Origin of the sequence: Streptomyces sp. NBC_00568 (assembly GCF_026341855.1) — a bacterium.
In the GTDB taxonomy this organism is placed as follows: domain Bacteria; phylum Actinomycetota; class Actinomycetes; order Streptomycetales; family Streptomycetaceae; genus Streptomyces.
The window spans coordinates 3555920-3581013 of record NZ_JAPENW010000001.1 but is presented as its reverse complement, the minus strand read 5'-3'; the positions used below and the strand labels follow the sequence as shown (position 1 = coordinate 3581013).

General features: G+C 71.6%; 21 protein-coding genes. 12 read left to right on the top strand and 9 right to left on the bottom strand.

Going from position 1 to position 25094, the window contains the following annotated elements; translation table 11 throughout:
* Positions 1-16: 16 nt before the first annotated feature.
* Together OOK38_RS15705 and OOK38_RS15700 are read right to left on the bottom strand one after the other, a co-directional pair.
* Positions 17-1141 carry a peptidoglycan bridge formation glycyltransferase FemA/FemB family protein gene (locus OOK38_RS15705; protein WP_266759916.1) on the bottom strand — a complete coding sequence of 375 codons (1125 nt, stop codon included), beginning with the start codon at positions 1139-1141 and terminating at the stop codon, positions 17-19.
* A 47-nt stretch (positions 1142-1188) separates the two neighbouring features.
* Positions 1189-4125: an FAD-binding and (Fe-S)-binding domain-containing protein gene (locus OOK38_RS15700; RefSeq protein ID WP_266849343.1), complete on the bottom strand. Its 2937-nt coding sequence runs from the start codon at positions 4123-4125 to the stop codon at positions 1189-1191.
* 463 nt (positions 4126-4588) lie between these two features.
* Here OOK38_RS15700 and OOK38_RS15695 point away from each other — a divergent pair, with 463 nt between their 5' ends.
* The 7 genes from OOK38_RS15695 to serC all read left to right on the top strand — a co-directional run bounded on the left by OOK38_RS15695 (position 4589) and on the right by serC (position 11595).
* Positions 4589-6439, top strand: coding sequence for an ATP-binding protein (locus OOK38_RS15695; protein WP_266759918.1), 1851 nt, complete (start codon positions 4589-4591; stop codon positions 6437-6439).
* Entirely contained in the window at positions 6436-6843 is a 408-nt protein-coding gene (locus tag OOK38_RS15690; protein ID WP_266759919.1) for a roadblock/LC7 domain-containing protein, read from the top strand. The genes OOK38_RS15695 and OOK38_RS15690 overlap by 4 nt, the downstream gene beginning before the upstream one ends.
* On the top strand, positions 6840-7196 hold the full coding sequence (locus tag OOK38_RS15685) for a DUF742 domain-containing protein (protein WP_266759921.1): 357 nt from the start codon (positions 6840-6842) through the stop codon (positions 7194-7196). The genes OOK38_RS15690 and OOK38_RS15685 overlap by 4 nt, the downstream gene beginning before the upstream one ends.
* 13 nt (positions 7197-7209) lie before the next feature.
* Positions 7210-7815, top strand: coding sequence for an ATP/GTP-binding protein (locus tag OOK38_RS15680; RefSeq protein ID WP_266765741.1), 606 nt, complete (start codon positions 7210-7212; stop codon positions 7813-7815).
* On the top strand, positions 7812-9032 hold the full coding sequence (locus tag OOK38_RS15675) for a cytochrome P450 (RefSeq protein WP_266759923.1): 1221 nt from the start codon (positions 7812-7814) through the stop codon (positions 9030-9032). Before OOK38_RS15680 ends, OOK38_RS15675 begins: the two co-directional genes overlap by 4 nt.
* Positions 9033-9137: 105 nt before the next feature.
* Complete coding sequence (locus tag OOK38_RS15670; protein ID WP_266759925.1) at positions 9138-10361, top strand: cytochrome P450; 1224 nt, start codon at positions 9138-9140, stop codon at positions 10359-10361.
* 115 nt (positions 10362-10476) lie between these two features.
* Positions 10477-11595, top strand: coding sequence for a phosphoserine transaminase (serC, locus tag OOK38_RS15665; protein WP_266759927.1), 1119 nt, complete (start codon positions 10477-10479; stop codon positions 11593-11595).
* A gap of 84 nt (positions 11596-11679) precedes the next feature.
* On the opposite strand, the gene OOK38_RS15660 is transcribed toward serC, so the two are convergent.
* Positions 11680-12681 carry a WD40 repeat domain-containing protein gene (locus OOK38_RS15660; protein ID WP_266759929.1) on the bottom strand — a complete coding sequence of 334 codons (1002 nt, stop codon included), beginning with the start codon at positions 12679-12681 and terminating at the stop codon, positions 11680-11682.
* A 188-nt stretch (positions 12682-12869) separates the two neighbouring features.
* Here OOK38_RS15660 and OOK38_RS15655 point away from each other — a divergent pair, with 188 nt between their 5' ends.
* Positions 12870-13553 (top strand): SGNH/GDSL hydrolase family protein, encoded by a 684-nt coding sequence (locus OOK38_RS15655; protein WP_266759931.1) that lies wholly within the window; start codon positions 12870-12872, stop codon positions 13551-13553.
* A 46-nt stretch (positions 13554-13599) separates the two neighbouring features.
* Here the strand turns inward: OOK38_RS15655 and OOK38_RS15650 are convergent, their stop codons facing one another.
* Both OOK38_RS15650 and OOK38_RS15645 read right to left on the bottom strand, forming a co-directional pair.
* The gene (locus OOK38_RS15650; RefSeq protein WP_266759933.1) at positions 13600-14382 is read right to left on the bottom strand and encodes a cyclopropane-fatty-acyl-phospholipid synthase family protein; all 783 of its coding nucleotides are present in this window, start codon (positions 14380-14382) and stop codon (positions 13600-13602) included.
* A gap of 100 nt (positions 14383-14482) precedes the next feature.
* Entirely contained in the window at positions 14483-16036 is a 1554-nt protein-coding gene (locus tag OOK38_RS15645; protein ID WP_266759935.1) for an MFS transporter, read from the bottom strand.
* Positions 16037-16484: 448 nt separating this feature from the next.
* On the opposite strand from OOK38_RS15645, the gene OOK38_RS15640 reads away from it, so the two are divergent.
* Complete coding sequence (locus OOK38_RS15640; protein ID WP_266759937.1) at positions 16485-17477, top strand: aldo/keto reductase; 993 nt, start codon at positions 16485-16487, stop codon at positions 17475-17477.
* Between the two features lie 133 nt (positions 17478-17610).
* On the opposite strand, the gene thpR is transcribed toward OOK38_RS15640, so the two are convergent.
* The 3 genes from thpR to OOK38_RS15625 all read right to left on the bottom strand — a co-directional run bounded on the left by thpR (position 17611) and on the right by OOK38_RS15625 (position 20243).
* Complete coding sequence (gene thpR / locus OOK38_RS15635) at positions 17611-18201, bottom strand: RNA 2',3'-cyclic phosphodiesterase (RefSeq protein ID WP_266759939.1); 591 nt, start codon at positions 18199-18201, stop codon at positions 17611-17613.
* Between the two features lie 126 nt (positions 18202-18327).
* Positions 18328-19605: an MFS transporter gene (locus OOK38_RS15630; protein ID WP_266759941.1), complete on the bottom strand. Its 1278-nt coding sequence runs from the start codon at positions 19603-19605 to the stop codon at positions 18328-18330.
* 200 nt (positions 19606-19805) lie between these two features.
* Positions 19806-20243, bottom strand: a complete 438-nt coding sequence (locus OOK38_RS15625; protein ID WP_266759943.1) for a MarR family winged helix-turn-helix transcriptional regulator — start codon at positions 20241-20243, stop codon at positions 19806-19808.
* Positions 20244-20387: 144 nt separating this feature from the next.
* Between OOK38_RS15625 and OOK38_RS15620 the strand changes: the two genes are divergently transcribed.
* Positions 20388-20570, top strand: a complete 183-nt coding sequence (locus OOK38_RS15620) for a BrnA antitoxin family protein (RefSeq protein WP_261701844.1) — start codon at positions 20388-20390, stop codon at positions 20568-20570.
* A 22-nt stretch (positions 20571-20592) separates the two neighbouring features.
* On the opposite strand, the gene OOK38_RS15615 is transcribed toward OOK38_RS15620, so the two are convergent.
* A complete protein-coding gene (locus OOK38_RS15615; protein WP_266759945.1) occupies positions 20593-22044 on the bottom strand; it encodes an NCS2 family permease in 1452 nt (483 codons plus the stop codon).
* Between the two features lie 239 nt (positions 22045-22283).
* Between OOK38_RS15615 and OOK38_RS15610 the strand changes: the two genes are divergently transcribed.
* Positions 22284-22559: a DUF2530 domain-containing protein gene (locus tag OOK38_RS15610; protein WP_266759947.1), complete on the top strand. Its 276-nt coding sequence runs from the start codon at positions 22284-22286 to the stop codon at positions 22557-22559.
* 128 nt (positions 22560-22687) lie between these two features.
* A complete protein-coding gene (locus OOK38_RS15605; RefSeq protein ID WP_266759949.1) occupies positions 22688-25087 on the top strand; it encodes a cation-translocating P-type ATPase in 2400 nt (799 codons plus the stop codon).
* The last annotated feature ends 7 nt before the right edge of the window (positions 25088-25094 follow it).

Here is a 25094-nt window from a genome sequence, read left to right as displayed (position 1 = left end):
GGCCCCGGCCCGGTGGTCAGCGGCGGGTCATGTACAGGTCGAGGGCCTTGTGCAGGAGCCGGTTGATGGGGAAGTCCCACTCTCCGAGGTACTCCGCCGCCTCGCCGCCCGCGCCCGCCTTGAAGCGGAGGAGGCCGACGAGGTGGTCGGTCTCGTCCAGGGTGTCGGTGATGCCGCGGAAGTCGTAGACGGCGGCGCCGAGCGCGTGGGCGTCGGTCATCATGCGCCACTGGATGGCGTTGTTGGGCTGGACCTCACGCTTGCGGCCGGTGGAGGCGCCGTAGGAGTACCAGACGTGGGTGCCGACGGTCAGCATGGTGGCCGCGGCGAGGACGTCACCCTCGTGCTGGGCGAGATAGAGCCGCATGCGGTCGGGGTCCTCGGCCGTCAGCGCGGTCCACATCCGCTGGAAGTAGCCGAGCGGGCGCGGGATGAAACGGTCGCGCTCCGCCGTCTCCGCGTACAGCTCGTAGAAGGCGGGCAGGTCGTCGTAGCCGCCCCGGACCACCTGGACCCCGGCCTTGTCGGCCTTCTTGATGTTGCGCCGCCACTGCTGGTTGAGGCCTTTGTGGATCTCCTCCAGGGACCGTCCGGCGAAGGGGACCTGGAAGACGTAGCGGGGCTGCCCCGCCGCGAAACCGTCCTCGCCGCCCGGCTCGGTCCGCTGCCAGCCCATGCCCCGCAGCCGCTCGGCGATCTCGGCGGCCCCCGGCTCCCGCGAGGTCGCCGTCACCTCGCCCAGCCGCCGGGCGGCCGGATCGGCGATGGCCGTCTTGACCGCGTCGGCGCTCCAGCGGCGCGCGACCACGGGCGGGCCCATCTTCACGCTGAACGCGCCGCGTGACTTGAGATGCGCCAGCATCGGCCGGAGCCAGCGTTCGGCAAGGTCCGGGGCGTGCCAGTCGATGACCGGGCCCTCGGGCAGATACGCGAGGTACCGCTTGACCTTCGGCAGGGGCCGCAGCAGCACGAGGCCGGCCCCCTGGAGCCGTCCGTCCTCGTCGAACCAGCCGAGGCTCTCCGCGCGCCAGTCGGGCTTCACGTCGCCCCAGGACGGCACCTGCATATGGCTGGCCGAGGGCCGCGAGCGGACGAACGCCAGATGTTCGTCACGGGTGATCGCCTGCAGGCGGAGGCTCATGCGCACGGCTCCTCGAAGTCCTCGGGTCGGTGGAATCGCCAGCGTACTTACGCGGATCCCGCCGGCTCGTCGCCCCGCGAACCGTTCTCCAGGGCTTCCGCCAGCACCTCCGCCAGGTGGCGGCCGCGCCGGTCGGTCAGGTGGGCCAGCTGGGTGCGGCAGGAGTAGCCGTCGGCGAGGATCACCGCGGTGTCGTCGGCCGCCCGGACGGCCGGGAGCAGCTGTTCCTCGGCGCAGGCCTTCGACACCTCCTCATGGCCCTTCTCGAAGCCGAAGTTGCCCGCGAGACCGCAGCAGCCCCCGGCGAGAGTGCCGGTCAGGCCGGCCGCGTCGCGCAGGCGCCGTTCGGCGGCGTCGCCGAGGACCGCGTGCTGGTGGCAGTGCGTCTGGCCGACGGCCGGGCGGTCGATGCGGGGCGGTGTCCAGCCCGGCGCGTGCCGTTCCAGTGCCTCCGCGAAGGTCACCACGGCCGCCGCCAGCCGCGCCGCGCGCGGGTCGTCGTGCAGCAGCTCGGGGAGGTCCGTGCGCAGCGCGGCGGCGCAGCTCGGTTCCAGGACGACGACCGAGAGGTCCTCCAGGTCGAGGTAGGGCTCCATGAGGTCGAGGGTGCGGCGCAGCACGGTGCGGGCGCGGTCGAGCTGGCCGGTCGAGACGTACGTCAGTCCGCAGCAGACGCGCCGGCGGCGGCGCGGCAGCAGTGTGGTGAGGCGGAGGGGACCCCGGGTGACCCCGTCGCCGATGGGCCCGTGCCGCATCACCGTCCGCGGGGGCAGCAGCACGGTCAGTCCCGCGGCCTCCAGTACCCGTACGGCCGCGCGTCCGACGGAGGGTGCCAGGTGTTCGGTGAAGGTGTCCGGCCATACGAGGACCGTCCTCCCGCCGAAGCCCGGGAACAGCTCGTCCGCGTCCCGCCGCGCCCCGGCCCCGCCCTCGCGTCCCCGGCGCACGTACGCCCGTACCCGGTCCCGGAACCGTCTCGACCACCACTGGCTGAACGTCTCCGGCGCCAGGCGCGGGATCTCCCGTTCGGGCGCGATCCCGCCCAGGCGCTTGGCGAGGGCGGCCAACGGGCGCAGGGACGCGAGGGAGTTGACGAGCCGTGCCGAGCGGGTGCGGGTGACCGCCGCGAGCCAGGCCGGGAGCCGGCCCATGGCGTAGTGCGCGGCGGGGCGGCGGCGGCCCGCGTAGTGGTGGTGGAGGAACTCCGCCTTGTAGGTGGCCATGTCGACGCCGACCGGGCAGTCGGACCGGCATCCCTTGCACGACAGGCACAGGTCCAGCGCGTCGCGGACCTCCGTCGAACGCCATCCGCCGGTGACGATCTCGCCGGCCAGCATCTCGTGCAGCAGCCGGGCCCGCCCGCGCGTGGAGTGCGCCTCCTCGCCGGTCGCGCGGAAGGAGGGACACATGACCTCCGCGCCGCCCGGCACGGAGGCCGTACGGCACTTGGCGACGCCCACGCAGCGGCGCACCGCCGCCGAGAAGTCGCCGCCGTCCGCCGGGTAGCCGAACTCCACGTCCACCGGGCGGTGCGGCAGCACCGCGAACCGCAGGTTCTCGTCCAGCCGGTGCGGGCGGACGAGCATGCCGGGGTTGAGCAGGCCGTCCGGGTCCCAGAGGTCCTTCGCCCGTTCGAAGAGGCCGACCATCTCGGCGCCGTACATCTCCGGCAGCAGTTCCGCGCGGGCCTGCCCGTCCCCGTGCTCGCCGGACAGGGAGCCGCCGTGGGAGACGACGAGGCGGGCGACCTCCTCCGAGAAGCGGCGGAAGCGGGCGACGCCCGCCGTGGAGATCAGGTCGAAGTCGATCCGGACGTGGATGCAGCCGTCGCCGAAGTGCCCGTACGGCGTGCCGCGCAGCCCGTGCTCCGCGAGCAGTCGCCGGAAGTCCCGGAGATAGGCGCCCAGCCGGGCGGGCGGCACGGCGCAGTCCTCCCAGCCGGGCCATGCCTCGCCGCCGGGGCCGCGGCCCCGGCCGGGCGGGGAGCCGTTCCCGGGGTCCGGCATCCGGGTCGCCGTGCCGCTCGCGTCCTCCCGCAGCCGCCACAGCGCCCGCTGCCCCGCCGGATCGGTGACCACCAGGGAGTCCCGTACGTCCGCCGCCCGCACGATCGCGTCCGCACGCGCGCGTGCCTCCGCCGGTGACCCGCCGCCCGTCTCCACGAACAGCCAGGCCCCGCCGCGCGGCAGTCCCGCGTCGGCGCGTACGAGATCGGCGGCCATCCCCTCCACGGTCAGCGGCCGGTGCGGCAGCAGACCGGCGGCGGCGTCGGCCGCCGCGCTCTCGTCGGGGTAGGCGAGGACGGCCAGGGCCCGCGCGCGGGGGGCCTCGACCAGTCGTACGACCGCTTCGGTGAGAACGCCCCAGGTGCCCTCGGAGCCGCAGAAGGCGCGGGCCACGTCCGCGCCCCGCTCGGGCAGGAGCGCGTCGAGGGCGTACCCGGAGATCCGTCGCGGGAGGTCCGGGAAGCCGGTCCTCAGCAGCGCCAACTCGCTCTCGACCAGGGCCTGGAGGCCGTCCGGGGCGCCCTGCCCGTCCCGGCCGAGGCGGAACGACCGCCCGCGCGCGCCGACGACCGACAGTTCCCGCACGTTGTCCGCCGTGGTGCCCCAGGCGACCGAGTGGGAGCCGCAGGAGTTGTTGCCGATCATTCCGCCGAGGGTGCAGCGGCTGTGGGTGGAGGGGTCGGGGCCGAAGCGCAGGCCGTGCGGGGCGGCGGCTTCCTGGAGGCGGTCGAGGACGGCACCGGGCTGGACGACGGCCGTACGGGCGTCCGGGTCGAGCGCGACGATCCGGTTCATGTGGCGGGTGAAGTCCAGGACGACTCCGGTGCCCGTGGCCTGTCCGGCGATCGAGGTGCCGCCGCCGCGCGGCACGACGGGCACCCCGTGGGCGCGGCACACGGCGAGGGCCGCGGTCACGTCGTCGGCGTCGCGCGGGGCCACGACGCCGAGCGGTACGCGCCGGTAGTTGGAGGCGTCCATGGTGGTCAGCGCCCGTGCCGTGGCGTCGAAGGAGACCTCGCCGCGCACGGCCTTCACCAGCTCGGACCGCAGTTTCTCCGGGAGCCCTTTCGGTGCCCCCTCGGGAAGCCCGTCCGGATCGAGCCCGGGTGGTCCGCCGAGCCGTCCACCGGTCCGTCCCCGGGTCCGTCCCGGAGGCCTCCCCCCGGGTCGCCCCTCCGGCAGTCCGTCCGGCCGTCCACCCAGATCCGTCATGTCTCCAGGATGCCGCCGGGCACGGGTACCGGCCGCCCGGCCGCGCACCCGAAAGGCCCCGATATGCGGGGGCGATCATGAAACCGCTTCCCGAACCTTCCCAATCCGATCACGAACTCCCATATAGTGACCGCGAGTTGAGCACCAGGTGTCGCTTCTCGCCCAGGACCGACCGAGGACACGACCGAGGACACGTTCTCCCCCCAGGAACACGACCGAGGACCGATTGATGACCCCGCCCCTGCCCTCCGGCGAACGACCCGCCCTGCGCGCCACCGCACCCGCCGCGCTGACCGCCGCCGTCCCGGCCGCGATCGCGGTGGTGGCCGCCGTCCTGCTGGCCCCCGAACCGGCGCGCGTCCCCCTCGCCTGGGGAACGGGCACCGCCGCGGTACTGCTGTGCGTGGCCGTGATCGTGGCCGCCCGCGCCGTGCAGACCACACGACTGGTACGCCGTCGCCTCGACAACGTGACCCAGGACGCCGGCCGGCTCCTGCAGGAACGGGCCCGGCTGACCGAGGAGTTCAACCAGGAGCGGGCCCGGCTGCTCGACGACGCCGCCCGCGAACGCGCCCGCGCGGCCGAGGCCGCCGCCCAGGACCGGATCCGCCTGACCGAGGCCGCCGCACGCGAACGCGCCCGCCTCACCGAGGAGTTCGCCGAGGAGCGGGAACTGCTCACCGGCGACCGCGACCGGCTCACCGAGCGCAACGCCGAACTCTCCGAGCGCGCCCGGCAGGCCGTCGGCGACCGCGCCGCCGCGATCTCGGCGACCGCCAACGCGGCCGGACGCATGCAGGCGCTGTCCACCGGCATGCTCGCCGACCTGCGGGCCATGGAGGAGAGGCACTCCGACGAGGACGTCCTCGCCGACCTCCTCCACCTCGACCACCGCACCGCCCAGGCGGGCCGCCTCGCCGACTCCGTCGCCGTCCTGACGGGCGCGCGCTCGGGACGCCGCTGGGCCCGCCCGATCGTCATGGAGTCGATCCTGCGCGGCGCCATGGGCCGCATCGGCGGCTACCAGCGCGTGCGCGTCCACTCCGCCAGCGAGGCCGCCGTCGCCGGACACGCCGCCGAGGGCGTGATGCACGCACTCGCCGAACTCCTCGACAACGCAGCCAACTTCTCGCCCCCGACCGCCGAAGTCCACGTGTACGTCGAGGAGGTCCCGGCGGGCGTCATCGTCTCCGTCGAGGACAGCGGCCTGGTGATGGGCGAAGTCCAGCTGCGCCGCGCCGAACGCGCCGTCACCGGCATCGTCGGGCCCCGGTCCGGGCTCGGCGGCCTCACCGGCACCCGTCTCGGTCTCTCGGTGGTCGGCCGACTGGCCCGCAAGTACGGCCTGAAGGTCTCCTTCCGGCCCTCCGCCCGCGGCGGCACCGGCGTCCTCGTCCTGATCCCGCAGGACCTCCTCACCCTGCCGAACCTCCCGCTCGGCACGGCCCCGGTCCCGGAGGAGCCCGCCCTGCCGGCCCCGACGGCCGTCGACGGCCACAGCTCCGCGCCACGGTCCCGGACCGACCAGGGATCGCCGGAGCCCGAGCGGCCGCAGGGCGCGCAGGAGACCCGGCCGCCCCGGGAATCCCCGGCGACCCCCGTGTCGTACGCCGCCGCCCGCGCGGGCGACGACCTCGACCCGGACCCCGTCCCGACCCACGACTCGCCCCGGCACGAGCAGGGCCCCGCGGCCACCGGCGGCCTGCCCAAGCGCCGTCGCGGACGCACCCTCGCCCACGCCGAGCGCAGCCGCTCGCACGCGACACCCCCGGCCGCCCCCGAACCGCGTACCGGCGAAGACCCCAAGACCCGGTCGGCCGCCCGCTTCGGCAGCTTCCGCCAGGCGGTACGCGGCACGGCACCGGGCGCCCCCGAAGCCGCACGGGCCGAAGGTCCCGCACCGGCCGGGAACCGGGTGCGGGCCGAGGAGCCCGGTCCGGACCCGCGGCCCGGACGCGCCGCCGACGACGAGCGCGGCACGGACGACCCCCGCGACGAAGCCGCCGTACGGGACGCCGCCCCCGCCACTTCCACCACCCCCACCCAGCATTCGTTCCCGGAAGGCGACACCACCCCATGACCGGCACCATCACCGCCGACGAGAAGCTCACCTGGCTCATCGAGGGCCTCCTTGAGCGCACCCCGGGCGCACGGCACGCGCTCGTGCTCTCCCGCGACGGCCTGAAGCTGTGCCGCACTCCGGAGCTGTCGGTCGACCAGGCCGACCAGCTCGCCGCGATCGCCGCCGGCATCCAGTCGCTGTCCCACGGCGCGTCCGTGGAGTTCGGCGACGGCAGCGGGGGCGTGCGCTCGGCGATGGCCGAGTTCTACGGAGGGGTGCTGTTCATCGTGGAGGCCGGCGACGGCGCGCACCTCGCCGTCGTCACCGCCGAGGACGCCGACGCCGGACTCGTCGGGCACAACATGAGCGAACTCGTGGAACAGCTCGGCGAGTACCTCAGCGCGCCGCCGCGGACGTCATGAGCCGTCCCGGCAGGGACGACGCGCCCGACCGGCTGTACACCCTCACCGGAGGACGTAGCCGGTCCGGGCCCGACACCCCCTTCGACCTGGTGACACTGGTGGTCGCCGAGTGCGATCCGGTGGTGGGCATGCAGTCCGAGCACGCCGCGATCCTGCGGATGTGCGAGCGGCCGACGGCGGTCGTGGAGATCGCGGCGGAGCTGAACCTGCCGGTGTCGATCACCCGCATCCTGCTCTCCGACCTGCTCTCCGCGGGCCGCGTCAGCGCCCGTCACCCGCACACCACTGTTCCTTCAGGTCTTCCCGATCCCGACATTCTGGAGCAGGTGCTCGTTGGACTCCGTAACCTCTGACGCCCGTGCGCCCCTGTCGGCGTCGGCCGACAACGGCCTCAAGATCGTGATCGTGGGCGGCTTCGGCGTCGGCAAGACGACCCTGGTCCGCTCGGTCAGCGAGATACGTCCCCTCAACACCGAGGAGACCATGACGCAGGCCGGCGCGGCCGTCGACGACATCAGCGAGGTGCGCGGCAAGACCGCGACCACCGTCGCCTTCGACTTCGGGCGCATCACGCTGGACGCCCACAACGTCCTGTACCTGTTCGGCGCGCCCGGTCAGGAACGGTTCTGGTTCCTGTGGGACCGGCTGTTCTCCGGCACGCTCGGAGCGATCGTCCTGGTCGACACACGCCGTATCGACGACTCCTGGTACGCCATCGACCGGCTGGAGCACCACGGCACGCCGTTCATCGTGGCCTGCAACGACTTCGGCGGCCCCCCGCACACCCCGGCGCAGATCCGCGAGGCCCTCGACCTCGACCCGCACGTGCCGCTGATCGACTGCGACGCCCGCTCCCGGGAGTCCAGCAAGCGGGTGCTGATCACGCTGGTGGAGCACATCCAGTCCCTCTACGTCCGTCCCGGCGCCCCGGCCGAGGAAGGCGCCCTTCAATCCCCGGAGTTGGCGCTGTGACCCCCACACCCGCACCCGCGCCCGTACCCCTGAGCGGGCCACGGTTCCAGACCGAACCCGCCGAGCTGTACCGGGAGATGCGGCGCGAGCACGGTTCCGTCGTACCGGTCGTCCTCGACGGCGACATTCCGGCCTGGCTGGTGCTGGGCTACCGCGAGCTGCACCAGGTCACCGGCGATCCTCAGCTGTTCAGCCGGGACTCGGACCTGTGGAGCCAGTGGGACCGCATCCCCGACGACTGGCCGCTGCTGCCGATGATCGGCCGCAAGCAGCCCTCCATCCTGTACACCGTCGGCGAGCGCCACCGCGAGCGCGCCGCGATGATCAGCAACGCCCTCGAAGCCGTGGACCCCTCCGAACTGCGCTCCCAGGCCGAGAAGTTCGCCGACGAGCTGATCGACGCGGTCTGCGCCAAGGGTGAGACGGACATCATCGGCGACTACGCGGCACTGCTCCCCGTACGGGTCCTCGCCACGCTCTACGGCTTCGCGGACGAGCAGGGTCCGGGCCTGGTGACCGCCCTGAACGACATGATCAACGGGCGCGAGGGCGCGCTGGCCGGACAGCAGCATCTCGCCGCCTCCATGGCGCAGTTGCTCGCCGACCGCAAGGAGACACCGGCGAACGACGTCGTCTCCCGGATGCTCGCGGACGCCTCGGGCTTCAGCGACGAGGAGATCGCCCAGGACCTGATGGTCATGATGGCCGCCGGTCACCAGCCGACCGCCGACTGGATCGGCAACTCGCTGCGTCTGATGCTCACCGACGACCGGTTCGCGGCCTCGCTGTTCGGCGGCCGGCACAGCGTCCCCGAGGCCATGAACGAGGTGCTGTGGGAGGACACCCCCACCCAGAACGTGGCCGGGCGCTGGGCCTCCCGCGACACCCAGCTCGGCGGCCGCCGGGTCCGCGCCGGCGATCTGCTGCTGCTCGGCCTGCAGGGCGCCAACTCCGACCCCCAGGTCCGCACCGACAGTTCCGCCCTCACCGGCGGCAACAACGCCCACTTCTCCTTCGGTCACGGAGAGCACCGCTGCCCGTTCCCGGCACAGGAGGTCGCCGAGGTCATCGCGCGCACCGGGATCGAGGTCGTCCTGGACCGGCTGCCGGACATCGACCTGGCCGTGCCCGCCGAGTCACTGGCCCGGCGCCCCTCCCCCTGGCTGCGGGGCCTGACCGAACTGCCCGTGCGGTTCACGCCCGTACCTGTCCTCTGAGACGCCGTTGCGCCCGGCCGGCACGCTGTCCGGCCGGGGTCCGGGGCTCTCCCCTGCCCCGGGAAGACGCATTACTCCCACTTCAGCCCCTGGAGGCACCCCCGCATGACCACCGGTACCGAAGAGACCCGCATAGTCCTGGACCCCTTCGTCACCGACCTCGACGGCGAGAGCGCCGCGCTGCGCGCAGCGGGGCCGCTCGCCGCCGTCGAACTGCCCGGCGGTGTGCCGGTGTGGGCGGTCACCCACCACGCCGAGGCGCGCGCCCTGCTCACGGACCCCCGTCTGGTGAAGGACATCAACGTCTGGGGCGCCTGGCAGCGTGGCGAGATCGCCCCCGACTGGCCGCTGATCGGGCTCGCCAACCCCGGCCGCTCCATGCTCACGGTGGACGGCGCGGACCACCGGCGGATGCGCACCCTGGTGGCACAGGCGCTGACGCCGCGACGGGTGGAGCAGATGCGGGAGCGGATCTCGAAGCTGACGGAGAGTCTGCTCGACAACCTCACGGGCGAGGTCGTCGACCTGAAGGCCGACTTCGCCTACCCCCTGCCCATGTACGTCATCGCCGACCTCATGGGCATCGAGGAGTCCCGGCTGCCGCGTCTGAAGGAGCTCTTCGAGAAGTTCTTCTCGACGCAGACCCCGCCCGCGGAGGTCATCGCGACCCTCACCGAGCTGGCCGGGATCATGGCGGAGACGGTGGCGGCCAAGCGCGCCGAGCCGGGCGACGACCTGACCAGCGCGCTGATCCTGGCCTCCGAGGACGGCGACCACCTCACCGACGCCGAGATCGTCTCCACCCTCCAGCTGATGGTCGCGGCGGGCCACGAGACGACGATCTCCCTGATCGTCAACGCGGTGGTCAACCTCTCCGCCCACCCCGACCAGCGCGCCCTCGTCCTCGCCGGCGAGGCCGACTGGTCCGCGGTCGTCGAGGAGACCCTGCGCTACGCCACGCCGACCTCGCACGTCCTCATCCGCTTCGCGACGGAGGACGTCCCGGTCGGCGACAAGGTGATCCCGGCGGGCGACGCGCTGATCGTGTCGTACGGCGCGATCGGCCGCGACGAGAACGCCCACGGTCCGACGGCGGGCGACTTCGACGTCAGCCGCACCAGCAAGAACCGGCACATCTCCTTCGGCCACGGACCCCACGTCTGCCCCGGCGCGGCCCTGTCCCGCCTGGAGGCCGGCGTCGCCCTCCCCGCCCTGTACGAGCGCTTCCCGTCCCTGGACCTGGCCGTCCCGGTGGCGGAGCTCCGCAACAAGCCGGTGGTGACCCAGAACGACCTGTTCGAACTGCCGGTGCGGCTGATCGCCGAATGAGCCGCGCCGCCGGAGGGGCCCGTCACGGCCCCTCCGGCGGCGGCCGTCAACCCGCCCCGTCTCAGCCGCCGGACGACGTTTCGACGAGGTTTCCCGGAACGGCTAGGCTCCCGGCGTGGCTGATATCCAGATCCCCGCTGACATCAAGCCCGCCGACGGACGATTCGGCGCTGGCCCCTCCAAGGTGCGGACGGAGGCTCTGGACGCGCTGGCCGCGACCGGTAGCTCTCTGCTCGGCACGTCCCACCGCCAGGCCCCGGTCAAGAACCTGGTCGGCAAGGTGCGCGAGGGCGTGCGCGAGCTGTTCTCCCTGCCCGACGGGTACGAGGTGGTCCTCGGCAACGGCGGCTCCACCGCGTTCTGGGACGTCGCGACGCACGGCCTGATCGAGAACAAGTCGCAGCACCTCACGTTCGGCGAGTTCTCCTCCAAGTTCGCGAAGGCGGCCAAGCTCGCCCCGTGGCTCGCCGAGCCGACCGTGGTCTCCTCCGACCCGGGCACGCACCCCGAGCCGGTCGCCGAGGCGGGCGTCGACGCCTACGCCTTCACCCACAACGAGACCTCGACCGGTGTCGCCGCCCCGATCAAGCGGGTGCAGGGCGCCGACGAGGGCTCCCTCGTCCTGGTGGACGCCACCTCCGGCGCGGGCGGCCTGCCCGTCGACATCGCCGAGACCGACGTCTACTACTTCGCCCCGCAGAAGTCCTTCGCCTCCGACGGCGGCCTGTGGATCGCCGTGTTCTCCCCGGCCGCGATCGAGCGCGCCGAGCGTATCCACGCCTCCGGCCGCCACATCCCGGAGTTCTTCTCGCTGCCCACGGCGATCGACAACTCCCGCAAGAACCAGACGTACAACACCCCGGCCCTCGCCACCCTCTTCCTGCTCAACGAGCAGCTGGAGTGGATCAACGGCCAGGGCGGCCTCGCCTGGTCGGCGGCCCGGACGAAGGACTCCTCGAGCCGCCTCTACCGCTGGGCCGAGGACAGCAAGTACGCCACCCCGTTCGTGACGGACGCGGCCAAGCGCTCGCAGGTCATCGGCACCATCGACTTCGCCGACGAGATCGACGCCGCCGCCGTCGCCAAGGCCCTGCGCGCCAACGGCATCGTCGACACCGAGCCCTACCGCAAGCTCGGCCGCAACCAGCTGCGCGTCGCCATGTTCCCGGCGATCGACCCGGCGGACGTCGAGGCGCTGACCCGCTGCATCGACTACGTGATCGAGAAGCTGTAACCGTTCCTACGAGATCAGGGGCGTCCGGCGCGTGAACGTGCCGGGCGCCCCTTTTCCGTCGAGGAGCGGCCGGGCGGACGTCCCTCAGTCGCGGCGCAGCAGCCTCTTGAACCCGAAGACCACGGCGAAGAGGGCGGCGACCGCGATGGCGCCGATCTTCACCCCACCGCTCATGGTGTCGCCGCTTCCGCCCTCGGCTCCGGAACCGCCGTCCTTGGAGGGCGACTTGGAGTCCGAGCCGCCGGCCCCGGGCGCGCTCTCCGGCTCCACGGCGCTGTCCGCGCCCTCGCTGCCGTACATGAGCTTCGATCCGTCGGTGGTGTAGGTGACGGACTCGCCCTGGCCCTGGAGGGGGACGTTCAGGCGGCCCGTCTTCTTGATCCGGCCGCCGTTCCAGTCGTAGGCGATGCCGCCGAAGTAGCCGCGTACGGCGAGCTGCCGGCCGTCGGGAGAGAAGGCGCCGTCGGTGACCCACAGGTCGATGGTGGCGACGGGCTTGAAGACGTTGGTGGCGGAGGCGGAGAGCTCGGCGGGCCCCTCGTAGAGGTGGCCGCCGTCCTCGTTCTTGTCGGCGATGTAGACGCGCCCCGTCTTGGGGTGCACCATCAGCGCCTCCGCGTTGCGGGGGCCGTCGGAGTACTTCACGACGTACTGGGTGGCACGGATCGTCTGGTCCTTGAGCACCTTGGGCTCGGGCAGCTTGTAGATCCACACGTGGTTCCAGGTGCCGCCGAGGTTGTCGCCGATGTCGCCGACATAGAGATCGCCGTCGGGTCCGAGGGAGATCGCCTCGACGTCCCGGGGCGCGCCGACCCCGCTCATGGTGATCGTCGCGACGGTCCGGCCGGTCCCGCTGTCGACGGCGTACAGGTAGGCCCCGTCGTCGCTGTCGTTGTGGGTCCAGTAGATGCCGGGGTGGGCGCGCGAGGCGGCGAGACCGCTGGACTCGGTGATCCGGGGGTCCTTGACGGTGAATCCCCCGTCCCCGTCGTCGGCGAGGGCGGGCGCCGCCAGGGCGAGGACAAGGGCGGCTCCGGCAACGGCTCCGGCGGCGGCTCCGGAGAGGAACGAGGGCGATCGGCGCATGGCCCAAGCCTGCCATCCCACCGGCCCGTTCACGTCGGCCCCGTCCTCCGCACGCCACGCCGACCGGCCCCGGCGCACCCACCCGGCCCCACCCGGCCCGATCCGGCCCCACCCGGGCCCACGACGGCGTGTCCAGCCTCACACCGTGACGGCGCATGGCACCCGGACCGATCGTCCATGATGAGCGGATGCTCAGGTTCATGCCCGTCGGCGACTCCATGACGATCGGTAGCGCGGGCGAACACACATGGCGTTACCGAATGTGGCAGCACCTGCGCGCGACGTACGGGGGCCCGTTCAAGATCGTCGGCCCGCGCGAGACGCTCTACGACAAGGCGACGAACTCCCCCGACTCGCACGAGTACGCGGACCCGGAGTTCCCCCGCGCCCACCTGGCCGGCTGGGGCGAGGGCTGGCTGCACATGGCGCCGCTGATCCGCGAGACGGTCCGCGCGCAGCGCGCCGACGTCCTGCTGGTCTCCCTCGGCCTCATCGACCTCGGCTTCTACACGAACGCCGTCCAGACCGCCGCGAACGCCCGCACCTTCGTCGAGGAGGCCCGCGCCGCGAACCCGCGCGTCCGCATGGTCCTGCTCCCGGTGATACCGAACGTCCGCGCCGAGTCCGACGCCCCCTTCGCCGCCGAGGTCGCCTCCTTCAACGAGCTGCTCGCCAAGACGGTCGCCGACCTCGACGAACCGCGCTCGCCGCTGCTCCTCGCGTCCCCGCCCCTCTCGTACGACATCACCTTCGACACGTACGACGGCACCCACCCGAACGCGAGCGGCGAGCACAAGATCGCGGAAGGTTTCGCGGAGGCGATGTACCAGGCCTGGGACCTGGGCGAGCCCTATACCGCCGTGACCGCCTGACCGGTTCCGGGCGCCTCCCGGTCACCGTGCGCGCAGCCGTCCGGGCTCAGGGACCGACCGGCCTGCGGGCGGTCAGCAGGGCGAAGGACAGGAAGGCTCCCGCGTCGGCGGTGAGCATGTCGATGACCGGCTGCTGGGCGGCGCGGCCGTCCGGCCGGTGCTCGGCGCAGGCACGGGTCCACAGCAGCCAGTCGCGCCAGGCGTCCTCCTGGAGGCGCGCCGACGTCACCGTCACGAGTTCGGTGATCTCCCACTGGAACCGCCACCAGTCGGGCGTGTGCCATGCCATGGCCTCCCAGCCGACCACGTCCTTGATGTGCGCCGGGATCGAACCGAGTTCCCTGATCTCCCGCGTCAACGCGGGCGTGGCCACGCCCAGTTGACCGCCGGGCCGCAGGAACTTCACCAGGTACGGCAGATAGCTGTCCGCGGTGCCGAAGTACTCGAACGCGTCGACGCTCACGATCGCGTCGAAACTCTCCTCGTCGAAGGGCAGTTGATGGGCCTCGGCGCGGACGGCCGTCACCTCCCCGGCGACACCCGCCGCCGCGAGGACCGGTTCGACCTCCTCCGGCGCGACCCACCAGTCGGCCGCGACCACCCGCACCCCGTACTCCCGCGCGAGGAACACCGAGGTCGCCCCCTTCCCCGATCCCAGGTCGAGCACGCGCATGCCCGGCCGGAGGTCCAGATCGCGCGCCAGGTCCTCCAGCAGCCACAGCGGGTTCGGCCCCATGTCGAGACCGAGCAGCCAGCCGGGGTCGTAGGCGGAGGAGCGGGGGTAGCGGTCCGGGCGGACGAGCGCGTCGAGCGCGGCGGGTCGGGTCACGGGCGACGAGCCAAGCGGATCGCCGGGCGCGGAGCAACTGGATTTCCCCGAAGGGAAGTTCGGTCGCCCCGCGCACGCCGCCGGCCCCGGTGGCCAGGCCTCAGCCCATGTGGACCGGGGCCGCTCCCTCGCCCTGGTGCTGCCTGCCCGCGGTGATCGCGACGCCGGTGACGACGAGGCCCGCCAGGAACAGGACGGCGGCCGCGGCGAAGGCCGTCGTGTAGCCGTGGGTCAGGGCGTCACCGGCCTGGGCGACCAGGGCGGAGTCGTGGGCGGCGAGACCCCGGTAGAGCGCCCCGGCGGCACCGGGCAGCCGGTCGTCGGCCGCCGACGTGGACACCGTCGACAGGAAAGCCAGACCGAGCGCGCCGCCGATCTGCTGGGCGGTGTTGAGCAGCGCGGAGGCGATCCCGGTGTCCTCGTGCGAGACACCGCTCACCGCGCCGAGGGTCATCGGCACGAAGCTCATGCCGAGGCCGAGCGCGGTGACGAACATGGCGGGCATCAGATGCCCGGCGTACGAGGAGTCCGGGGCGAGCGTCGCGAACCAGCACATGCCGGCGGCCGCGACCAGCAGCCCCGGCCCGGCGATCAGCCGCGGAGCGACATGGGTGACCAGCTTCGAACTGACCCCCGCCGCGACGGCCATGCCGAAACTGAACGGCAGAAACGCGAAGCCGGTCCTGATCGGGCTGTAGCCCAGGATCAGCTGCGTGTAGAGCGTCAGGAAGTAGAAGGTGGCGAACATGCCCGCGCCGATGAAGAGCATCGTGGCGTAACTGCCCGACCGGCTGCGGTCCTTGAGCAGGCGCGGCGGCATCATCGGGGAGGCGGTCCGCGCCTGGAGCAGAAGGAAGCCGGCCAGCAGCACGGCCGCCACCACGAACGACGCCAGGGTGAGCCCGTCGGTCCATCCGTGCTCACCGCCCCGCGTGATCCCGTACACGAGCGCGATCAGCCCGCCGGTGCCGGTGACGGCACCGGGCACGTCCAGCCGGCCGGGGTGCCGCTCCGCCTCGACGAGGGTGCGGGTCCCGGCCAGCACGGCGAGTCCGATGGGAATGTTGACGAAGAACACCCACCGCCAGTCCAGTACGTCCGTCAGGACACCTCCCAGCAGCAGCCCGACCGTCGCGCCGAGGCCGCCCATCGCCGCGTACACGCCCATGGCCGTGTTGCGCGGCCTGCCCCCGGGAAAGGTCGTGGTGATCAGCGCGAGCGCGTTGGGCGCGGCCAGCGCGGCCCCGACGCCCTGGAGGATGCGGGCGGCGACGAGCAGCCCCTCGTTCGGGGCGAGCCCGCCGAGCAGCGAGGCGAGCGTGAAGACGCCGATGCCCGCCTGGAACATCAGGCGCCGTCCGAACAGGTCCCCGGCCTTGCCGCCGAGCAGCAGCAGACCGCCGAAGGCGAGGGCGTACGCGTTCACGACCCAGGCCAGATCGGCGTCCGAGACCCCCAGGTCGGTCTGGATGGCGGGCAGCGCGATGTTGGTGATCGTGGCGTCGAGGACGACCATCAGCTGGGCTGCGGCGATGACGACGAGGGCGAGACCGAGGTGGCGTCCCCGGGGCGCCGGGGCGGGGCCGGACCCGGCTCCGGAGGTGCCCGACCCGGCGGGGGCGACGGCAGCCGTACTGCCGACAGACGCAGACATGGAAATACTCCAAAAGGTGGGCTGGAAACATTTCCCCGGAGAGCGAAGGCGACTCGATAAGTCAATTCGCATTCCGAGCGGAAAGCCGGGCGAACGGAATCCTGGAAATCATCCGAAACGGAACGCCCACGCACTTGCAATCCGGGGCGAGGTGCCTGAACGGCACAACCCGGCCCCGGGACGAGCCTTCACCCTAACAGCCGCAACACCCGTCCGAGGGCCGGTAAATCCGCCGCACCCGTGTGGCGGTTCTCGCGCTTGACGAATGCGTCGAGGGTGTGAGCACAAAACTTCTCGCCCCACCGAAAAAGCCGGGATATGGGTCCACATTTTCCAGGCAAATGCAAATCCGGAGCCCGGAGAACGTTCCTCCGGGAGTCCGTTCCCGCGCGCCGCCGGGCGCTCCGCTCTTGCCTAGAGCGCACTCCACCCCGTTGGCTGGTGAGTCATGAAGTACACACAGCTCGGACGCACGGGGCTCAAGGTCAGCCGGCTCGTCCTCGGCACCATGAACTTCGGACCGCAGACCGACGAGGCCGACAGCCACGCCATCATGGACGCGGCGCTCGACTCGGGCATCAACTACTTCGACACGGCGAACGTGTACGGCTGGGGTGAGAACAAGGGCCGTACGGAATCGATCATCGGGAACTGGTTCGCCCAGGGCGGCGACCGTCGCGACCGGACGGTGCTCGCCACCAAGGTGTACGGGAACATGGGCGCCGAGGGCGACGCGTGGCCCAACCACGACAAGCTCTCCGCCCTGAACATCCGGCGGGCGGTCGAGGCGAGCCTCAAGCGGCTCCAGACCGACTACATCGACGTCTACCAGTTCCACCACGTCGACCGGTCCACTCCCTTCGAGGAGATCTGGCAGGCGGTCGACGTCCTGGTGCAGCAGGGAAAGATCCTCTACGTGGGGTCCAGCAACTTCCCCGGCTACAAGATCGCCCAGGCCAACGAGATCGCCGCCCGCCGCCACGGCACCATCGGCCTGGTCAGTGAGCAGTGCCTCTACAACCTGGCCGAGCGGCGCGCCGAGATGGAGGTCGTCCCGGCAGCGCGGGAGTACGGGCTCGGTGTCATCCCCTGGTCGCCGCTGCACGGCGGACTGCTGGGCGGCGTGATCAAGAAGGAGGTCGAGGGCGGCCGCCGGGCGAGCGGCCGGTCCGCCGACGCCCTCGCCAACACGGCCGTACGCACACAGATCCAGGCGTACGAGGACCTGCTCGAGAAGCACGGTCTGGAGCCCGGAGAGGCCGCGCTGGCCTGGCTGCTGACCCGTCCCGGTGTCACCGGCCCCATCGTGGGCCCGCGCACGGCGGAGCAGCTGGAGTCGGCGCTGCGCGCCGTGGAGCTGGAGCTGTCGGAGGAGGTCCTGGAGGGTCTCGACGAGATCTTCCCGGGGCCGGGGCCGTCCCCCGAGGCGTTCGCCTGGTAGCAGGGCGACGCGTCCGGCCACCGGCGGTGGCGGTCGCTAGCCGACCGCCGCCGCCAGGGCCACGACGACGAACATCAGCACGAGCACACCGGCCATGATCCGGTTACGGGTCTTCGGGTTCACGCCACCGAGGTTAACCGGCTGCCCGGCCGGTCCCGTCGCCCGCCCCCAGCGGCATGCTCACCAGGGTCTCGTAACGTGGCTGCTCACCGGGGATCCCCGACGTCGGCAGGTTGCTGCGGACGAGACACAACTCACCCACCGTCCAGGGCCGCCCGGCAAAGGTGTCCAGGGCGGCGACGTACGGCTTGAAGTCGGCGGAGTCGCGGCTGCGGGCCACCGTCAGGTGGGGCCGGTAGCGGCGGTGCTCCTCCATCTCGACGCCCGCCTTGCGGCCCGCCGCCTCCGCCCGGCCGGCCAGCAGCCGCATGGTGTCCGTGTCCCCCGCCGCCCCCACCCACAGGGCGCGCCCGCCGAAGTGCCCGCCGCCGCGCAGGGACAGCGGGAACGGGCCGGTGCGACGGGCGGCCCGGGTCAGGCGCTCCGTGAGGTCCTCGGCGGTGTCCTCGGCCACCTCTCCGTAGAACGCGAGGGTGAAGTGCCAGCCGGGGCGGCCCGTCCAGCGCAGCGCGTCCGCGCCCGCCATCCGCCGCAACGCGTCCACTTCCGGGGCGAGTTCACGCACCGCATCGGCCGGGGGAAGTACCGCCGCGAAGAGTCTCATGCGGCCAGCCTTCCAGGGAACGGCGATCAGCACACGGGAGCGGGCGAGGCGGCCGGCGGCCCGGCCGGCCGGGTACGCGGGAGGCGGCCGGCCGCGCGAGCGGACCGACCGCCTCCAGGGCGTCTCTCACACCGCGGTGGCCAGCTGCTCCTCGCTCCGCTCGCGGGGGACGAAGCGGACCCGGGGGTGGCCGTGGTGCCAGCCGAGGGAGACCCGCAGACCGCCGAGGCGGGCCAGGACCAGGCCGATCGCCGTCGCCGCGGTCATCGAGACCAGTCCGCCGAGCGCGAAGCCCACCCGGGGACCGTAGGCGTCGGTGACCCAGCCGACCAGCGGCGCGCCCAGGGGCGAGCCGCCCATGAAGACCATCATGAACAGCGCCATGACGCGGCCGCGCATGGCCGGGTCGGTGGCCATCTGGACCGAGGTGTTCGCGGTGACGTTCACCGTCAGGCCGAAGATGCCGATCGGCACCATCAGGAGCGAGAACAGCCAGAGCGAGGGTGCCGTCGCCGCCACCACCTCGAGCGCGCCGAAGGCCATCGCCGCCGCGATCAGCACGCGCAGCCGGGCCGTGCCGCGCCGGGCGGCGAGCAGCGCGCCGGCCAGCGAGCCGACCGCCATCAGGGTGTTGAAGAGGCTGTAGGCCCCGGCGCCCGCGTGGAAGGTGTCGTCCGCGTACGCCGACAGCCAGACGGGGAAGTTGAAGCCGAAGGTGCCGATGAAGCCGACGAGGACGATCGGCCAGATCAGTTCGGGGCGCCCGGCGACGTACTGGAGGCCTTCGCGGAGCTGGCCCTTGGCGCGCGGTGCCCGCTCGACGACGTGCAGTTCGCGGGCGCGCATCAGCAGCAGGCCCGCGATGGGGGCCACGAACGACAGGCCGTTCAGGAGGAAGGCCCAGCCGGTGCCGACGCCGGTGATCAGCAGGCCGGCGACGGCGGGGCCGACCAGGCGCGCGGACTGGAAGTTGGCGGAGTTCAGGCTGACCGCGTTCTGCAGCTGGCCGGGGCCGACCATCTCGGAGACGAAGGACTGGCGTGCCGGGTTGTCGACGACGGTGGCGAGACCGACGGCGAAGGCGGCGAGGTAGACGTGCCAGACCTGGACATGGCCGGAGAGGGTGAGGAAGGCGAGCGCGAGGCCGGTGAGGGCCATCGCCGTCTGGGTGACCAGCAGCGTGGGGCGCTTGGGCAGGCGGTCGACGAGGACACCGCCGTACAGCCCGAAGAGCAGCATCGGCAGGAACTGGAGCGCGGTGGTGATGCCGACGGCGGCGGAGGAGCCGGTCAGGCTCAGGACCAGCCAGTCCTGGGCGATGCGCTGCATCCAGGTGCCGGTGTTGGAGACGACCTGCCCGAGGAAGAACAGGCGGTAGTTCCGGATCTTCAGCGAGCTGAACATCGAGGACGAACGGGGGGAGTCGTGGGCGGCTTCGGAGTCGTGGGTGGCTGGTGCGGGGGCGGAGTGTGCTCCGGGTCCCGAACTCAAAAGGGCTCGCCTCCAGGGCAGTCGTGGACGTCGGCGTTGTGTGGGGGGGGCCGGCGCTTGCGGGGAAGGGGGTGGCCCTCGCGGATCGGGGATCGACTGAGGGCCGCCGGTGGTCAGATGTGGGCGAGCTTCTCCAGAACGGGGGCGGCTTCGCGGAGCTTGGCCCATTCGTCCTCGTCGAGGGCCTCGACCAGTCCGGCCAGGAACGCGTTCCGCTTGCTGCGGCTCTCTTCGAGCATGGCCTCAGCCTTGTCGGTCTGCGTCACGACCTTCTGGCGCCGGTCCTCGGGGTGCGGCTCCAGCCTGACGAGACCCTTGCCTTCGAGCAGCGCGACGATGCGGGTCATCGACGGCGGCTGCACGTGTTCCTTGCGGGCGAGCTCGCCGGGCGTGGCGGTGCCGCAACGGGCGAGGGTGCCGAGCACCGACATCTCGGTGGGGCTCAGCGACTCGTCGACCCTCTGGTGCTTGAGTCGACGCGACAACCGCATCACTGCGGAGCGCAAGGCGTTCACGGCGGCCTCGTCGTCGCCATGGGTGAGGTCAGGCATGTTCTTTAGCGTAACTCATTACTCTCGCTAAAGACCAACGGGATGCCCGTGAAGCGAGCAACCGAACCACGGGATCACTCATATGAGTGAGATCGCTCCGGAAAGTGACCCGGATCCGGCCGGAAAGCGGCGACCCTCGACTCCATGGGGACCAGCGTGCTCAGCCTGCGGATGGACGGGGAGCTGCTCGACCGGCTCCGACAACATGCCGCCAAACGCGGAATGAGCGTCCAGGACTATGTGGTCCGGACGCTCATTCGCGACGACTTCGACGAGCGGTTCCAGACCGCGGTTGAGGAGACGGAGAAGTTCTACGGGGTCACGTGAGACCCCGTACGGCTGCCGCCGCTCAGGTCAGACCGAGGGCCGGCATCAGGTAGTAGAACGTGAACACCGCCGACACCACGTACATGGCGACCGGGATGTCACGGCCGCGGCCCGCCGCCAGGCGCAGCACGACGAAGGTGATGAAGCCCATCCCGATGCCGTTCGTGATCGAGTAGGTGAACGGCATCATCATCATGGTCACGAAGGCCGGGATGGCGATCGTGTAGTCCGCCCAGTCGATCTCCTTGATCGAGTGGGACATGATCAGGAAGCCGACCGCGATCAGCGCGGGGGTGGCGGCCTGGGACGGGACCATCGTGGCGACGGGGGTCAGGAAGAGGGCCACGGCGAAGAGCGCGCCGGTGACCACGTTCGCGAAGCCCGTGCGGGCGCCCTCACCGACACCGGCCGTGGACTCCACGAAGCACGTGGTGGCCGAGGAGGAGGTGGCTCCGCCCGCGGCGACGGCGATGCCGTCGACGAAGAGGACCTTGTTGATGCCGGGCATGTTGCCCTGCGCGTCCGTCAGCTTGGCCTCGTCGCTGATGCCCATGATCGTGCCCATCGCGTCGAAGAAGCACGACAGCAGCACGGTGAAGACGAAGAGGATGCCGGTCAGCACGCCGACCTTGCCGAAGCCGCCGAAGAGGCTGACCTGGCCGACGAGCCCGAAGTCCGGGCTGGCGACCGGGTTGCCGGGCCACTTCGGGGTGGTCAGTCCCCAGGACGGGACGGTGGTGACGGCGTTGATGATCACCGCGGCAACCGTCATGGTGACGATCGAGATGAGGATGGCGCCGGGCACCTTGCGCACGATCAGCGCGAGGGTGAGCAGGGTGCCGAGGACGAAGACCAGCACGGGCCAGCCGTGCAGGTGACCGTCGGTGCCGAGCTGGAGCGGGACGGTCGTCTGGGCGACGTCCGGGATGCGCGTGACGAAGCCCGAGTCGACCAGGCCGATCAGCATGATGAACAGGCCGATGCCGATGGCGATGCCCTTGCGCAGGCCGAGCGGCACCGCGTTCATGACGCGCTCGCGCAGTCCGGTGGCGACCAGGAGCATCACGATGAAGCCCGCGAGGACCACCATGCCCATGGCGTCCGGCCAGGACATGCGGGGCGCGAGCTGGAGGGCGACGACCGTGTTCACGCCGAGGCCCGCCGCCAGCGCGATCGGCACATTGCCGATGACGCCCATGAGGAGGGTGGTGAAGGCCGCGGTCAGCGCGGTCGCGGTGACCAGCTGCCCGTTGTCCAGGTGGTGCCCGTACATGTCCTTCGCGCTGCCCAGGATGATCGGGTTCAGCACGATGATGTACGCCATCGCGAAGAAGGTGGCGAAACCGCCGCGGATCTCGCGCGGGAGGCTGGAGCCCCGCTCGGAGATCTTGAAGTAGCGGTCGAGGGCGCTCTGCGCGGGCCGGGACTCCGGCTCCTGCGGGGCGGGGGCCTTGGTGGCGGCCGAGGTGGACATGCGGGTCCTCAAACGTGCAGGGGGACGGTGAACATGATCGAGTCTGGTCAGCGGTCGATCACCAACAGGTTTCCCCCTGATCTCTGTTGGTGATTCATACGAACACAACTGGCCAGACTCGGACGGTTTCAGTATGAACATATGAGTCGGAAATCGCTATCTCCGCGCGTAGACCCTTGTCGCGCAAGGGGAGCGAGGGGGCGAGCGATACCGGGCGCGGATCCTCGTAAGCTGTGCACATGGCGAAGTGGACCCCCAAGCACGAGGCGCCGGAGCCCCTGGAGGGCCCCGTCGTCGCCACCATCACGGGCGGCACGATCCTCTGGTTCGTCCTCTTCCTGGTGCAGCTGCCGTTCTACGGCTGGTTCGACGACCACGGACACCTGTGGTGGCTCTGGACCTGCCTGGCCGGCGCCGGTCTCGGACTGATCGGCATCTGGTACGTCCGCAAGCGCGACGCCGCGATCAAGCGCGCCCAGGCCGCCGGCCCCTCCCCGGCCCCCGCGACGGAGTAACAGGGCTTCCCCCAGGGCTTCTCCCTACACCCACGGCAGCATTCCCCGCGGCCCCCCCCTCCTTCCCAGGTCGGATCTTTGGCGCACTCGGCGGGTGAAGCCGCAAATCCGCACGTACCGTCGTTTGCATGACCCACATCGACGCGGGCGCCGAACTCGATCCCGTGCACCCCGTGCCCATACCCGCCACCCGGCGGTCGGAGGGGCTGTCCGCCGCCGAGGTGGCCGAGCGGGTCGCGCGCGGTGAGGTGAACGACGTCCCGGTGCGCAGCAGCCGCTCCGTGGGCGAGATCGTCCGGGCGAACGTCTTCACCCGGTTCAACGCGATCATCGGGGTGCTCTGGCTGATCATGCTGATCGTGGCGCCGTTCCAGGACAGCCTGTTCGGCTACGTGATCATCGCCAACACCGGGATCGGCATCATCCAGGAGTGGCGGGCCAAGAAGACCCTGGACTCGCTCGCGGTGATCGGCGAGGCGAAACCGACCGTGCGCAGGGACGGCATCGCCGCCGAGGTCAGTACGTCGGAGATCGTGCTCGGGGATCTCATCGAGATCGGCCCGGGCGACAAGGTCGTCGTCGACGGCACCTGCGCGGAGGCCGACGGGCTGGAGATCGACGAGTCGCTGCTCACCGGCGAGGCCGATCCGGTCGTCAAGCAGGCCGGCGATCCGGTGATGTCGGGCAGCTTCGTGGTCGCGGGCTCCGGCGCCTTCACGGCGACGAAGGTGGGACGGGAGGCGTACGCGGCACAACTGGCGGAGGAGGCCTCACGGTTCACGCTGGTCCACTCCGAGCTGCGCAGCGGTATCTCCACCATCCTCAAGTACGTGACGTGGATGATGATCCCGACCGCCATCGGCCTGGTCATCAGCCAGCTCGTCGTCAAGCAGCACGGCTTCAAGGACTCCGTCGCGCGGACCGTCGGCGGGATCGTGCCGATGGTCCCCGAGGGGCTGGTCCTGCTCACCTCCGTCGCCTTCGCGATCGGAGTCATCCGACTTGGCCGAAAACAGTGCCTCGTGCAGGAACTCCCCGCCATCGAGGGCCTCGCCCGGATCGACACCGTCTGCCTCGACAAGACCGGCACCCTCACCGAGGGAGGCATGGACGTCACCGAACTGCGGCCGCTGGGGGGCAGCGACGAGTCGTACCTGCGCAAGGTCCTCGGCGCGCTCGGCGAGTCCGATCCACGGCCGAACGCCTCCCTCCAGGCGATCATCTCCGCGTACCCGGACAGCGAGGAGTGGCGCTGCACCCAGTCGCTGCCCTTTTCCTCCGCCCGCAAATACAGCGGGGCCGGCTTCAGCGAGGGCAACGGCGAGTCGAGCACCTGGCTGCTCGGCGCCCCCGACGTGCTGCTGCCCGCCGACGACGCGGCGCTCGCCGAGACCGAGCGGCTGAACGAGGCGGGGCTGCGGGTGCTGCTGCTCGCGCGGACCACCAAGGATCTCGACGACCCCGGCGTCGCGGAGGCCGCGCGGCCCGCGGCGCTGGTCGTCCTGGAGCAGCGGCTGCGGCCCGACGCGGCCGACACCCTGCGCTACTTCGCCGACCAGGACGTCAAGGCCAAGGTCATCTCCGGCGACAACGCGGTGTCGGTGGGCGCGGTCGCCGGCAAGCTCGGGCTCACCGGTGAGGTCGTGGACGCGCGCCGGCTGCCGGACGAGCGGGAGGAGATGGCGAAGTCCCTGGAGAAGGGCACCGTCTTCGGGCGGGTCACCCCGCAGCAGAAGCGGGACATGGTCGCCGCCCTGCAGTCGCGCGGGCACACGGTGGCGATGACCGGCGACGGCGTGAACGACGTCCTCGCCCTGAAGGACGCCGACATCGGCGTGAGCATGGGCTCGGGGTCCGAGGCGACCCGCGCGGTGGCCCAGATCGTGCTGCTCAACAACAGCTTCTCGACGCTGCCCTCGGTGGTCGGGGAGGGTCGCCGGGTCATCGGGAACATCACCCGGGTCGCGACGCTCTTCCTGGTGAAGACGGTCTACTCGGTGCTGCTGGCCATTCTGGTGGTGTGCTGGCAGGTCGAATACCCCTTCCTGCCGCGCCACCTGACCCTGCTGTCCACCCTGACGATCGGTGTCCCGGCGTTCTTCCTCGCCCTCGCCCCCAACAAGGAGCGCGCCCAGCCCCACTTCGTGCGGCGGGTGATGCGGTATTCGATCCCGGGCGGGGTCGTCGCGGGGGTGGCCACCTTCGTGACGTACCTGATCGCGCGCCACTACTACACGGGGGAAGGTTCGCTGGACGCGGAGACGAGCGCCGCGACGCTGACGCTCTTCCTGATCTCGATGTGGGTGCTGGCGATCATCGCCCGGCCGTACACCTGGTGGCGGATCTGCCTCGTCGCCGCGATGGGCGGGGCGTTCGTGCTGGTGCTCGTCGTGCCGAAGCTGCAGCACTTCTTCGCGCTGAAGCTGGTCGGCGCGACGATGCCGTGGATCGCGGTGCTGATCTCGGTGGTGGCGGCGGCCGTCCTGGAACTCCTGTGGAGGTGGGTCGACCGCCGCGTTCCCGCGTAGGGGCTAC

What these genes read in the sequence shown, in the direction of transcription:
- OOK38_RS15620 (WP_261701844.1), top strand. Translation starts at nt 20,388, where the DNA reads ATGGGGACCAGCGTGCTCAGCCTGCGGATGGACGGGGAGCTGCTCGAC.
- OOK38_RS15605 (WP_266759949.1), top strand. Translation starts at nt 22,688, where the DNA reads ATGACCCACATCGACGCGGGCGCCGAACTCGATCCCGTGCACCCCGTG.
- OOK38_RS15685 (WP_266759921.1), top strand. Translation starts at nt 6,840, where the DNA reads ATGAGCCGTCCCGGCAGGGACGACGCGCCCGACCGGCTGTACACCCTC.
- OOK38_RS15700 (WP_266849343.1), bottom strand. Translation starts at nt 4,125, where the DNA reads ATGGACGCCTCCAACTACCGGCGCGTACCGCTCGGCGTCGTGGCCCCG.
- OOK38_RS15690 (WP_266759919.1), top strand. Translation starts at nt 6,436, where the DNA reads ATGACCGGCACCATCACCGCCGACGAGAAGCTCACCTGGCTCATCGAG.
- OOK38_RS15695 (WP_266759918.1), top strand. Translation starts at nt 4,589, where the DNA reads ATGACCCCGCCCCTGCCCTCCGGCGAACGACCCGCCCTGCGCGCCACC.
- OOK38_RS15660 (WP_266759929.1), bottom strand. Translation starts at nt 12,681, where the DNA reads ATGCGCCGATCGCCCTCGTTCCTCTCCGGAGCCGCCGCCGGAGCCGTT.
- OOK38_RS15610 (WP_266759947.1), top strand. Translation starts at nt 22,284, where the DNA reads ATGGCGAAGTGGACCCCCAAGCACGAGGCGCCGGAGCCCCTGGAGGGC.
- thpR (WP_266759939.1), bottom strand. Translation starts at nt 18,201, where the DNA reads ATGAGACTCTTCGCGGCGGTACTTCCCCCGGCCGATGCGGTGCGTGAA.
- OOK38_RS15645 (WP_266759935.1), bottom strand. Translation starts at nt 16,036, where the DNA reads ATGTCTGCGTCTGTCGGCAGTACGGCTGCCGTCGCCCCCGCCGGGTCG.
- OOK38_RS15640 (WP_266759937.1), top strand. Translation starts at nt 16,485, where the DNA reads ATGAAGTACACACAGCTCGGACGCACGGGGCTCAAGGTCAGCCGGCTC.
- OOK38_RS15670 (WP_266759925.1), top strand. Translation starts at nt 9,138, where the DNA reads ATGACCACCGGTACCGAAGAGACCCGCATAGTCCTGGACCCCTTCGTC.
- OOK38_RS15615 (WP_266759945.1), bottom strand. Translation starts at nt 22,044, where the DNA reads ATGTCCACCTCGGCCGCCACCAAGGCCCCCGCCCCGCAGGAGCCGGAG.
- OOK38_RS15655 (WP_266759931.1), top strand. Translation starts at nt 12,870, where the DNA reads ATGCTCAGGTTCATGCCCGTCGGCGACTCCATGACGATCGGTAGCGCG.
- OOK38_RS15630 (WP_266759941.1), bottom strand. Translation starts at nt 19,605, where the DNA reads ATGTTCAGCTCGCTGAAGATCCGGAACTACCGCCTGTTCTTCCTCGGG.
- OOK38_RS15625 (WP_266759943.1), bottom strand. Translation starts at nt 20,243, where the DNA reads ATGCCTGACCTCACCCATGGCGACGACGAGGCCGCCGTGAACGCCTTG.
- OOK38_RS15705 (WP_266759916.1), bottom strand. Translation starts at nt 1,141, where the DNA reads ATGAGCCTCCGCCTGCAGGCGATCACCCGTGACGAACATCTGGCGTTC.